The following is a 13,253-nucleotide window of genomic DNA, read 5'->3' on the forward strand; positions in this document are numbered from 1 at the left end:
CCGTTCTCATTGGTGAAAGGCGCCGGGCAAATTCCGGCCACAGCCGCATTCCCAAAGCCTTGCGCGGTCGGCGAAGACCGCGTCCTGCACGCCTTCCCATGGGGCGTGACGTCACAAAACCGATTCCACTTGCAAGCCGATATCAGGCAGGAAACCTCATGACCGACGCGTTCGAACTCCCAAGCACACTGGTCCAAGCCCTACAGCGCCGTGCGGCCCTGACGCCGGATCGGGTGGCCTTGCGTTTTCTTGCCGACACGCCGGATCAGGCGGTAGTCCTCAGTTATCGCGAACTGGATCAGCGCGCGCGAACCATTGCCGGTGCGTTGCAAGCCGAGGCGGAGTTTGGCGATCGCGCGGTCCTGTTGTTTCCCAGTGGTCCGGATTACGTTGCCGCGTTTTTCGGCTGCCTGTATGCAGGCGTGATCGCGGTGCCGGCCTATCCGCCGGAGTCGGCCAAACGTCATCATCAGGAACGCCTGCTGTCGATCATCGGCGATGCCCAACCGCGCTTGCTGCTGACCAGCGCCGATCTGCGCGACGCGTTGCAGCAGATCGAAGGCGCGCCGCCGCTGCTCTGCGTCGACACTCTCAATGTTGAACTGGCGGATCGTTGGGTCGAACCAAACCTCGAAGGCAACCACATCGCCTTCCTGCAATACACCTCCGGTTCCACCGCGGTGCCCAAAGGCGTGCAAGTCAGCCACGCTAATCTGGTGGCCAACGAAGTGCTGATTCGCCACGGCTTTGGCATTGATCTGAACCCTGATGACGTGATCGTCAGCTGGCTGCCGCTGTACCACGACATGGGCTTGATCGGCGGTCTGTTGCAGCCGATTTTCAGCGGCGTGCCGTGCGTGTTGATGTCGCCGGCGTACTTCCTCGGCCGGCCGCTGCGCTGGCTGGAAGCGATCAGCGAGTACGGCGGCACCATCAGCGGCGGACCGGATTTTGCCTACCGGCTGTGCAGCGAGCGGGTCAGCGAATCGGCGTTGGAACGGCTCGATTTGAGCGGCTGGCGTGTGGCGTACTCCGGTTCCGAACCGATTCGTCTCGACACCCTGGAGCGCTTCGCCGAGAAATTCGCCCCATGCGGATTTACCCCGGACAGTTTCATGGCGTCCTACGGCTTGGCCGAAGCGACGCTGTTTGTGGCTGGCAGCCCTCGTGCTCAGGGCATTGGTAACCTGCGCGTAGACGATCAAGCTCTGGCGCAACATCGCGCGGAATCGGGCGAGGGCTGCGCGATCATGAGTTGCGGCTTCAGCCAGCCGGCTCACGCGGTGCTGATTGTCGATCCGGTTGCGCTCACTGAACTGGCCGAGAATGCTGTCGGTGAAGTCTGGGCCACCGGGCCGAGCATCGCCCTCGGCTATTGGCGCAACCCCGAGGCCAGCGCCAAGACCTTCGTCCAGCACAACGGCCAGACCTGGTTGCGCACCGGCGACCTGGGGTTTATGCGCGACGGCGAACTGTTCATCACCGGGCGCCTGAAGGACCTGCTGATCGTTCGCGGGCACAACCTCTATCCACAGGACATCGAGCAAACCATCGAGCGTGAAGTGGAGGTGGTGCGCAAAGGTCGCGTCGCGGCATTCGCGGTCAATATCGACGGTCAGGAAGGCATTGGTGTCGCCGCCGAAATCAGCCGCAGCGTGCAGAAAATCCTGCCACCCGAAGCGCTGATCAAAGCCATCCGCCAAGCCGTGGCCGAAGCGTATCAAGAAGCGCCGAGCGTGGTGGTGCTGCTCAATCCGGGGGCGCTGCCCAAGACGTCGAGCGGCAAGTTGCAGCGCTCGGCGTGCCGCCATCGTCTGGCGGAGGGCAGTCTCGACAGCTATGCGCTGTTTCCGTCAGCGGCCACGGAGCGTGAAGCAAACACCGAATCCGGTTCTGAGCTGCAATCCCTGATCGGCCAGATCTGGTGCGAACAATTGCAGGTCAAACAGATCCATGCCGACGACCACTTCTTCTTGCTCGGTGGTAATTCCATCGCCGCCACCCAAGTGGTTGCGCGCCTGCGTGAAGCACTCGGCCTGGAGCTGAACCTGCGCCTGTTGCTCGAAGCGCCGTCCCTCGGTGCATTCGCCAGCGCTGTGGCTCGGCAACAACAGGATGGTGGCCTGGTCCAAGGCGCGATCACCCCGCTGTCGCGCACCGAAGCCCTGCCGCAATCCCTGGCGCAAAACCGCCTGTGGATTACCTGGCAACTCGACCCGCACAGCAGCGCCTACACCATTCCCGGTGCGTTGCGTTTGCGTGGCGAGCTGGATCAAGACGCATTGCGCGGCAGTTTCCAGCAACTGATCGAGCGCCACGAATCCTTGCGCACGCGGTTCTTCGAGCGTGACGGCGTGGCGCTGCAACAGGTGGATGCCGCCGCCGGGTTGAACCTGCGATTGATCGACATCAGCGGCCTGCCAGCCACCGAGCGTGAAGCCCGCGCCGAGCAAATCCGTGAGGACGAGGCGCGCACCCCATTTGATCTGGAGAAAGGTCCGCTGTTGTGGGTGACGCTGGTACGCCTCGATGATGAAGATCACCAGTTGCTGGTGACGATGCACCACATCATCGCCGACGGTTGGTCGCTGAACGTGCTGATCGACGAGTTCTCGCGCCTGTACGCCGCAGCTTCCCAGGGACAACAAGCAACACTTCCGGCCTTGCCGACGCAGTACGCCGACTACGGCAGCTGGCAGCGTCAATGGCTGGCGCAAGGGGAGGGTGAACGCCAATTGGCTTATTGGAAAGCGCGGTTGGGCGATGAGCACCCGACGCTCAATCTGGCCACCGACCACCCGCGTTCGGCACAGCACACTCACAGTGCGGCGCGTCATTCCGTCAAACTGGACGCGACCTTGAGCGATGCCATTCGCCGGACCGCACAGGCGCATGAATCAACCCCGTTCATGCTATTGCTCGCCGGGTTCCAGAGCCTGTTGCACCGCTACAGCGGCCAGCGCGACATCCGCATCGGCGTGCCGAATGCCAACCGTCCACGCCTTGAAACCCAAGGGCTGATCGGCTTCTTCATCAACACCCAGGTGCTGCGTGCCGAAGTGGATTCGCGACAGCCTTTTGTTGAGCTGCTGGCGCAAACCCGTCAGCACGCATTGGACGCCCAAGCGCATCAGGACCTGCCGTTCGAGCAACTGCTCGAAGCGTTCCCGCAAGCCCGCGAACAAGGCCTGTTCCAGGTCATGTTCAACCACCAGCAACGGGACTTGAGCACACTGCGCCGGCTGCCGGGATTGCTCGTCGAAGAGTTGCCGTGGCACAGCCGCGAAGCCAAGTTCGACCTGCAACTGCACAGCGAGGAAGATCAAAAGGGTCGCCTCAGCCTGTCCTTCGACTACGCCAGCGAACTGTTTGATGCGGCGACCATCACCCGTCTTGCCGAACACTTCAGCAACCTGTTGCACGCCATTTGCGAACAGCCCGACACCGCCATCGGCGACCTGCCGTTGCTGACCTCAAGTGAGCACGATCAGCAAACTGCCTGGAGCGCGGCGCCTTGCACGCCGGCCAGCCAATGGCTGCCGCAACGGCTCAACGAACAGGCGAAACTGACACCGGAACGCACCGCCCTGCTGTGGGACGGTGGCGCCATGGACTTCGCCGACCTGCACAGCCGCGCCAACCGCCTCGCGCATTACCTGCGCGACAAAGGTGTCGGCCCGGACGTGTGCGTGGCCATTGCTGCGCAGCGTTCGCCGCAATTGCTGATCGGCCTGCTGGCGATCATCAAGGCTGGTGGCGCGTATGTGCCGCTGGACCCGGACTATCCGGCCGAACGCCTGGCCTACATGCTCGGCGACAGCGGCGTCGAGTTGCTGCTGACCCAGACCGGGTTGCTTGAACGTCTGCCGGCCACCGAGGGTGTCAGCGTGATTGCCATGGACGCGCTCAACCTCGACGGTTGGCCGAGCCATGCGCCGGGGCTGCATTTGCACGGTGACAACCTCGCCTACGTGATCTACACCTCGGGCTCCACCGGTCAGCCGAAGGGCGTCGGCAACACTCACGCGGCGCTGGCCGAGCGACTGCAATGGATGCAAGACACCTATCGCCTGAATGACACCGACGTGCTGATGCAGAAGGCACCGATCAGTTTCGATGTGTCGGTATGGGAGTGCTTCTGGCCGCTGATCACCGGCGCCCGTTTGCTGATGGCCGGCCCCGGTGAACACCGCGACCCGCATCGCATTGCGCAGTTGGTTCAGCAATTCGGCGTGACCACGCTGCACTTCGTACCGCCGTTACTTTCGTTGTTCATCAATGAACCGCTCACCGCTGAGTGCACCAGCCTTCGCCGCATCTTCTCCGGCGGCGAAGCCTTGCCGGCCGAACTGCGCAACCGTGTGCTGGAACAATTGCCCGCCGTGCAACTGCACAATCGTTATGGCCCGACCGAGACCGCGATCAACGTCACCCACTGGCAGTGCACCACGGCCGATGGCGAGTGTTCGCCGGTTGGCCGTCCGGTGGGCAACGTCATCTGTCGCGTGCTCGACAGCGACCTCAACCCCGTACCGGCCGGCGTCCCCGGCGAATTGTGCATCAGCGGCATCGGGCTGGCGCGTGGTTATCTGGGGCGTCCGGGCCTGACTGCCGAACGCTTTGTCGTTGATCCGCTGGGCGAGCCGGGCGCACGTCTGTATCGCACCGGCGACCGTGCGCGCTGGACTGCTGACGGCGTGATCGAATACCTCGGCCGTCTCGATCAGCAGGTCAAATTGCGCGGCTTCCGTGTCGAACCGCAAGAGATTGAAGCGCGGTTGCTGGCGCAGGAGGGCGTTGCACAAGCCGTGGTGCTGGTGCGCGAGACGGCAGTCGGCGGGCAGTTGATCGGCTACTACACCGTCACAGAAGCCAGCGAAACCGAAGACGCCCAGACAACACGCCTGATCACCGCGCTGGCGGCCGAGCTGCCGGAATACATGGTCCCGGCGCAGCTGATGCGTCTGGCGCAAATGCCCTTGAGCCCGAGCGGCAAGCTCGACCGTCGCGCCATGCCCGAGCCGCAATGGCACGTGCGTGAACACGTCGAACCGGTCACGGCGCTGGAGCAACAGATCGCCGGTATCTGGCGAACAGTGCTGGGCCAGACGCAAATCGGTCTTCGCGACGATTTCTTCGCCCTCGGCGGTCACTCGTTGCTGGCCACACAAATCATTTCCCGCACGCGCCAGGCCTGCGACGTCGAATTGCCGCTGCGTGCGTTGTTCGAGAACCGTGAACTGGGTGCATTCGCCGAGCAGGTTCGGCTGATTCAGGTCAGCGGCCAGACCAACGAGCAACCGCCGATCAAGCAGATCGACCGCAGCCAACCGGTGCCGCTGTCCTATTCCCAGCAACGCATGTGGTTCCTCTGGCAGATGGAACCGGACAGCCCGGCGTACAACGTCGGTGGCATGGCGCGGCTGCGTGGCGTACTCGATGTCGGGCGTTTCGAAGCGGCGCTGCAAGCGTTGATCATGCGCCACGAAACCCTGCGCACCATGTTCCCGAGCGTCGACGGCGTGGCCCGGCAACAGGTGCATGGGCAAACCGGAATGCGCATGGACTGGAAGGATTTTTCCGCACTGGCGGGTGAAATCCGCGAGCAACGCGTCCAGCAACTGGCTGACGACGAGGCGCATACGCCGTTCAATCTGGAAACCGGCCCGCTGCTGCGTGCCTGCCTGGTCAAGACTGCCGAGCACGAACATTACCTGGTGCTGACCCTGCACCACATCGTTACCGAAGGCTGGGCGATGGACATCTTTGCCCGGGAACTGAGCGCGCTCTACGAAGCCTTCGTCGATGACCGCGAATCACCACTGGCGCCACTGCCGGTGCAATACCTCGATTACAGCGTGTGGCAACGGCAGTGGCTGGCGGCCGGCGAGCGTCAGCGCCAACTCGATTACTGGACGGCGCAACTGGGCCGTGAACATCCGCTGCTGGAACTGCCGGCGGACCGTCCACGCCCACCGGTGCAAAGCCACCGGGGTGAGCTGTTCCGTTTCGACCTGAGCGATGACCTGGCGGCACGCATTCGGGCCTTCAATGCGCAAAACGGTCTGACCCTGTTCATGACCATGACCGCCGCGCTGGCCGTGCTGCTTTACCGCTACAGCGGCCAGACTGATCTGCGCATCGGTGCGCCGGTGGCCAACCGGATTCGCCCGGAAAGCGAAGGGCTGATCGGTGCGTTCCTCAACACCCAAGTGCTGCGTTGCCAACTCGACGGGCAGATGTCCGTTGGTGAATTGTTTGAGCAGGTGTGCCACACCGTGATCGAAGGCCAGTCCCATCAGGACCTGCCGTTCGACCACTTGGTAGAAGCGTTGCAGCCACCGCGCAGCGCCGCGTACAACCCGCTGTTCCAGGTGATGTGTAACGTGCAGCGCTGGGAGTTCCAGCAGAGCCGCACCCTGGCCGGCATGACCGTCGAGTACCTGGCCAACGATGCGCGGGCGACCAAGTTCGACCTTAACCTGGAAGTCACCGACCTCGATCATCGCCTCGGTTGCTGCCTGACCTACAGCACTGATCTGTTCGATGAACCGCGCATCGCGCGCATGGCCGGGCATTGGCGCAATCTGCTGGAAGCGTTGTTGACCGATCCGAAACAGCGTCTCAGTGAACTGCCGTTGCTGGACACCCGCGAACAACAAGCATTGCTCGATAGTCTTGGCGTCGGACCGGGCGAGCATCGCCTCGACCAGTGCATTCATCAACTGTTCCGCGAGCAGGCGCTGACGCGCAAGGAGGCGCCAGCCCTGACCTTTGCCGGGCAGACCCTGAGCTATGCCGAACTCGACAGCCGCGCCAATCAACTGGCCTGGATGCTTCGCGAGCGTGGTGTTGGTCCGCAGGTGCGCGTCGGCCTGGCGCTTGAACGGTCGCTGGAGATGGTCATCGGCCTGCTGGCGATTCTCAAGGCCGGTGGCGCCTATGTGCCGCTGGACCCGGAATATCCGCTCGACCGTTTGCGTTACATGATCGAGGACAGCGGCATCGCAGTGTTGCTCAGCGATGCGGCAATGTTCGAAGCCCTCGGTGAGTTGCCGGCAACGGTGGCGCGCTGGTGCCTGGAAGAGGACACGGCCGGGCTGGTCAATTACCCGACCAGCGAGCTGCCGTTTATCAGTCTGCCGCAACATCAGGCCTACCTGATTTACACCTCCGGTTCCACCGGCCAACCGAAAGGCGTGGTGGTGTCTCACGGTGAGATCGCCATGCACTGCCAAGCGGTGATCGAACGCTTCGGCATGCGCCCGGACGATTGCGAGCTGCATTTCTATTCGATCAACTTCGACGCGGCGACCGAGCGTTTACTGGTGCCATTGCTGTGCGGCGCGCAAGTGGTGTTGCGTGCGCAGGGGCAGTGGGATGCGCAAGAAATCTGCGGCTTGATTCGTCAACATCGCATCAACATCCTCGGCTTCACCCCAAGCTACGGCAGCCAGTTGGCGCAATGGCTGGCGACTCAGGGCGAAACCCTGCCGGTGCGCATGTGCATCACCGGCGGCGAGGCCCTGACCGGCGAACACCTGTCGCGGATTCGCGCGGTCTTCAAGCCGAGCCTGTTTTTCAATGCTTACGGCCCGACCGAAACCGTGGTCATGCCGCTGGCCAGTCTCGCGCCCGAACAGTTGGAAGAAGGCCTGGGCAGTGTGCCGATTGGCAGCGTGATTGGCGCGCGGGTGGCTTACATTCTCGACGCGGATCAGGCGTTGGTGCCACAAGGCGCGACCGGCGAGTTGTACGTCGGCGGTGCTGGTCTGGCGCAGGGTTATCACCAGCGTCCGGGCATGACCGCCGAACGCTTTGTCGCCGATCCGTTTGCCAACAATGGCGGACGCCTGTACCGCACTGGCGACCTGGTGCGTCAACGTGCCGATGGGTTGGTGGAGTATCTCGGGCGTCTCGACCATCAAGTGAAGATTCGCGGTTTCCGCATCGAGTTGGGCGAGATCGAAACCCGTCTGCTGGAACATGAATCGATCCGTGAAGCCGTGGTGCTGGCCCTCGACGCACCGAGCGGCAAGCAACTGGTGGGTTATCTGGTCACCGAGGTCGCCGAGCAGGACGAAGCGCTACAAGCCGCACTGCGCGAATCCCTCAAGTCGCACCTCAAATCTCAATTGCCGGATTACATGGTGCCCACGCACCTGATTCTGCTGACCAGCATGCCACTGACCGCCAACGGCAAACTGGACCGCCGTGCATTGCCGGCACCGGACCCGGAGCTGAACCGTCAGCAGTACCTGGCGCCGAGCAATGCACTTGAACTGACCCTGGCCGCGATCTGGTGCGAAGTGTTGAACGTCACGCAAGTCGGTCTCAATGACAACTTCTTTGAACTGGGCGGCGATTCAATTCTGTCGATCCAGGTGGTCAGCCGGGCGCGGCAGCAGGGCATCCATTTCAGTCCGCGTGATCTGTTCCAGCACCAGACTGTGCAGACTCTGGCCGCAGTGGCGACCCGTACCGAACAGGTCACCGCCGAGCAAGGCTTGCTCTCCGGTGAATCGCATCTGACGCCGATTCAGCATTGGTTCTTCGATACCGACATCCCCGAGCGCCAACACTGGAACCAGGCGTTACTGCTGGAACCGACCGTGACGCTGGAGCCTCATCGTCTTGAGCAAGCGCTGATGGCGGTGATCGAACAGCATGACGCCTTGCGCCTGCGCTTCATCGAGAACGCCGGGCAATGGCATGCCGAACATCAGCCAGTGTCCGATGCGCCAGTGCTGTGGCAAGTCCATGTTTCGTCGATGGACCCATGCACCGCGCTGTTCACCGATGCCCAGCGCAGCCTTGATCTCGAAGCGGGGCCGCTGTTGCGTGCGCTGCTGGTCGATGGGCCTGAGGGACAACAACGGCTGTTCATCGCCATTCACCACCTGGTGGTCGACGGCGTTTCGTGGCGCGTGCTGCTGGATGATCTGCAAACGGTTTACCGGCAACTGGACGCACAGCAGTCGGTCAACCTGCCGGCGAAAACCAGTGCCTTCAAGGACTGGGCGGCGCGCTTGCAGGCGTACGCCGGCAGCGAATCCCTGCGCGAAGAACTGAGCTGGTGGCAGTCGCAACTGGCCGGCCCAAGCGTTAAGTTGCCCTGCGAACGTCCTCAAGGCGGTCAGCAGAATCGTCATGCGCATACCGTCAGTGTGCGCCTTGATAGCGAGCGCACCCGCCAATTGCTGCAACAGGCGCCGAGCGCTTACCGCACGCAAGTCAACGACTTGCTGCTGACGGCACTGGCACGTGTGATGTGCCGCCGGAGCGGCGACGAATCGACGCTGATTCAACTGGAAGGCCACGGCCGCGAAACCCTGTTCGACGAGATCGACCTGACCCGCACCGTGGGCTGGTTCACCAGCGCCTATCCGCTGCGACTGACGCCGATGGGCGGGCAGGGCGACTCGATCAAGGCGATCAAGGAACAACTGCGCGCCGTGCCGCACAAAGGTTTGGGGTATGGCGTGTTGCGTTATCTGGCCGACGACCTCTGCCGACAGGCGATGGCTGAGCTGCCGGCAGCGCCGATCACCTTCAACTACCTCGGTCAGTTCGACCAGAGCTTTGGCGCGGATGCCTTGTTCCGCCCGCTGGATGAAGCGGTCGGCGCGGCCCACGATCCGCACGCGCTGCTGCCCAATGAGCTGAGCGTCGACAGTCAGGTCTACGGCGGTGAACTGGTGCTGCGCTGGACCTTCAGTGCAGAACGCCATGATCCGCAAACTATCTCCGACCTGGCAGACGCTTACGTAAATGAATTGCACAGCCTGATCGAACATTGTCTGCAGGACGAGGCGGGTGGCCTGACACCGTCGGATTTTCCGCTGGCGAAACTGACCCAGGCGCAACTCGATGCACTGCCGGTTCCGGCCGCCGTGATCGAAGACGTCTACCCGCTGACCCCGATGCAGGAAGGCATGCTGTTGCACACCTTGCTGGAGCCGGGTACCGGGCTCTACTACATGCAGGACCGCTACCGCATCAACAGCGAGCTCGACCCTCAGCGTTTCGCCCAGGCCTGGCAAGCGGTGATCGCCCGTCACGAAGCCCTGCGTGCGTCCTTCTGCTGGAACGTCGGCGAAGACATGCTGCAGGTTATCCACAAGCCGGGCGGCACGCCGATCGAATACCTGGACTGGACCGCGATGGCTGAAACCGCGCAAGAGCCGACGTTGCAGGCACTGCTGAAAAGCGAGCGTGAGGCCGGGTTCGATCTACTCAATCAGGCCCCGTTCCATTTGCGCTTGATCAAGGTCGGCGCGGCGCGTTACTGGTTCATGATGAGCAACCATCACCTCCTGATCGATGCCTGGTGCCGCTCGCTATTGATGAACGATTTCTTCGATATCTACACCGCTCTCGGCGAAGGACGCGAAGCGCAATTGGCCGTACCGCCGCGTTACCGCGACTACATCGGCTGGCTGCAACGCCAGAGCCTGGCGGAAGCGCGGCAGTGGTGGAAAAACAACCTGCAAGGCTTCGAACGCACAACGCCGATCCCGAGTGATCGACCGTTCCTGCGCGAACACGCCGGCGCCAGCGGTGGCATGATCGTCGGCGACCGCTACACCCGGCTCGATGCCCGTGACGGTGCGCAATTGCGTGAACTGGCGCAGGCGCATCAGCTGACCATCAACACCTTCGCCCAAGCGGCGTGGGCGCTGGTGTTGCGGCGCTTGAGCGGTGATCGCGACGTGCTGTTCGGCGTCACCGTGGCCGGGCGCCCAGTGGACATACCGCAGATGCAACGCACTGTGGGGCTGTTCATCAACAGCATTGCGTTGCGGGTGAAAATGCCCGAAGACGATCAGCGTTGCAGCGTGCGCCAATGGCTCAGCGGTTTGCTCGATAGCAACATGCAGCTGCGCGAGTACGAATACCTGCCGTTGGTGAGCATTCAGGAACACAGTGAACTGCCCAAAGGTCAGCCGCTGTTCGACAGCCTGTTCGTGTTCGAGAACGCCCCGGTGGAAGTGTCGGTGCTGGACCGTGCGCAAAGCTTTAACGCGACCTCGGATTCGGGCCGCACCCACACTAACTTCCCGCTGACAGCGGTGTGTTATCCGGGCGATGACCTGGGCTTGCACCTGTCTTACGACCAGCGTTACTTCGACGAATCGACCATCGAGCGCATGCTCGGTGAGTTCAAGCGCTTGCTGCTGGCGCTGGTCGACGGGTTCCACGGTGACATGGCCGACTTACCGCTGCTGGGGGGCGAGGAGCGGGACTTCCTGGTCCACAGTTGCAACCAGAGCGAACACGACTACCCGCTGGAGCAGAGCTATGTCGCGTTGTTCGAAGCGCAAGTCGCGCAGCATCCGCAGCGGATCGCTGCGAGTTGCCTCGATCAGCAACACAGCTACGCCGAACTGAACCAGCGCAGCAACCGCCTCGGTCACGCCCTGATCGCTGCCGGTGTCGGGCTGGATCAACCAGTGGCGTTGCTGGCCGAGCGTGACCTCGATTTGCTCGGCATGTTCATTGGAAGCTTCAAGGCCGGTGCTGGTTATCTGCCGTTGGATCCGGGCCTGCCGAGTCAACGTCTGAGCCGGATCATCGACCTGAGTCGCACGCCGTTGCTGGTGTGCACTCAGGCCTGCCGCGAACAGGCGCTGGCGTTGCTGGACGAGTTCGGTTGTTCCCAGCGGCCTAAATTGCTGGTCTGGGAAGAGGTGCAGGCGAGCACTGTTTCGGAGGCCAATCCGGGCGTTTACAGCGGGCCGGATAACCTTGCCTACGTGATCTACACCTCGGGCTCCACGGGTTTGCCCAAAGGCGTGATGGTCGAGCAGCGCGGCATGCTCAATAACCAGTTGAGCAAGGTGCCTTACCTGAACCTGAGCGATGCCGATGTGATCGCCCAGACCGCTTCGCAAAGCTTCGATATTTCGGTCTGGCAGTTCCTCGCCGCGCCGCTGTTCGGTGCCCGGGTGGACATCGTGCCGAACACCATCGCTCATGATCCACAGGGCCTGTTGGCGCATGTTTCGGCGCAAGGCGTCACCGTGCTGGAAAGCGTGCCGTCGCTGATCCAGGGCATGCTCGCCCAGGAACGCATGAGCCTCGACGGCCTGCGCTGGATGCTGCCGACCGGTGAAGCGATGCCGCCGGAACTGGCGCACCGATGGCTGTTGCGTTACCCGGAGATCGGCTTGGTGAATGCCTATGGACCGGCGGAATGCTCGGATGACGTGGCGTTCTTCCGTGTCGACCTGGTCTCGACACGCGGCAGCTATTTGCCGATTGGTACACCCACCGACAACAACCGTTTATACCTGCTCGATGGCGCGCTGGAACTGGTGCCGTTGGGCGCGGTAGGCGAGTTGTGCGTGGCCGGTACCGGTGTCGGTCGTGGCTACGTGAGTGATCCGTTGCGCACGGCGCAGGTGTTTGTGCCGAACCCGTTCGGCGCGCCGGGGGATCGGTTGTACCGCACTGGCGACCTGGCCCGTCGTCGCAGTGACGGCGTGCTGGAGTACGTCGGGCGTATCGACCATCAAGTGAAGATTCGTGGATACCGCATCGAACTGGGGGAAATCGAAGCGCGTCTGCACGAACAGCCTGAGGTCCGCGAAGCGGCGGTGGGGGTGCAGGAAGGGGTGAACGGTAAACATCTGGTTGGCTATTTGGTTGCGGCTGATTCAGCCTTGAGTCCGAGCGAACGACTGGAGCGGATCAAGCAACGACTGCGCGCCGAACTGCCGGAATACATGGTGCCGCTGCACTGGTTGTGGCTGGATCGCCTGCCGCTTAATGCCAACGGCAAACTCGATCGCAAGGCGCTGCCAGCGCTGGAGATCGGCCAGTTGCAGAGCCAGGACTATCTGGCGCCACGCAATGATCTGGAGCAGACGCTGACGGACATTTGGGCTGAGGTGTTGAAAGTCGAGAAGGTCGGTGTGCGCGACAACTTCTTTGAGTTGGGTGGGCATTCGTTGCTGGCGACGCAGATTGCTTCGCGGGTGCAGAAAGCGCTGCAAAGGGATGTGCCGTTGCGAGCGATGTTCGAGTGCAGCACGGTGGCGGAGTTGGCTGAATACATTGATGAATTGGCGGCGAATGACATCACCGAGGAGAAGGTGGATCGGCTGAATGACCTGATGGCGGAGTTGGAAGGGTTCTGATTCTTTAGGGGCTGGTAAGGCCTCATCGCAGGCAAGCCAGCTCCCACATCTGATCTGTGTTTGCAGAACCAATGTGGGAGTGAGCTTGCTCGCGATGGGGCCGGTACAGAC

The 13,253-nt window shown here is 62.4% G+C and carries 1 protein-coding gene; it reads left to right on the forward strand.

Annotation, left to right across the window (positions count from 1 at the left end; genetic code table 11):
- The first annotated feature begins 158 nt into the window (after positions 1-158).
- Positions 159-13,142, forward strand: a complete 12,984-nt coding sequence (locus tag SB725_RS22630; protein ID WP_410922594.1) for a non-ribosomal peptide synthetase — start codon at positions 159-161, stop codon at positions 13,140-13,142.
- Positions 13,143-13,253 lie beyond the last annotated feature (111 nt).

It is taken from the genome of Pseudomonas sp. SIMBA_041 (assembly GCF_046535095.1).
GTDB classification, from domain to species: domain Bacteria; phylum Pseudomonadota; class Gammaproteobacteria; order Pseudomonadales; family Pseudomonadaceae; genus Aquipseudomonas; species Aquipseudomonas mucoides.

What these genes read in the sequence shown, in the direction of transcription:
- SB725_RS22630 (WP_410922594.1), top strand. Translation starts at nt 159, where the DNA reads ATGACCGACGCGTTCGAACTCCCAAGCACACTGGTCCAAGCCCTACAG.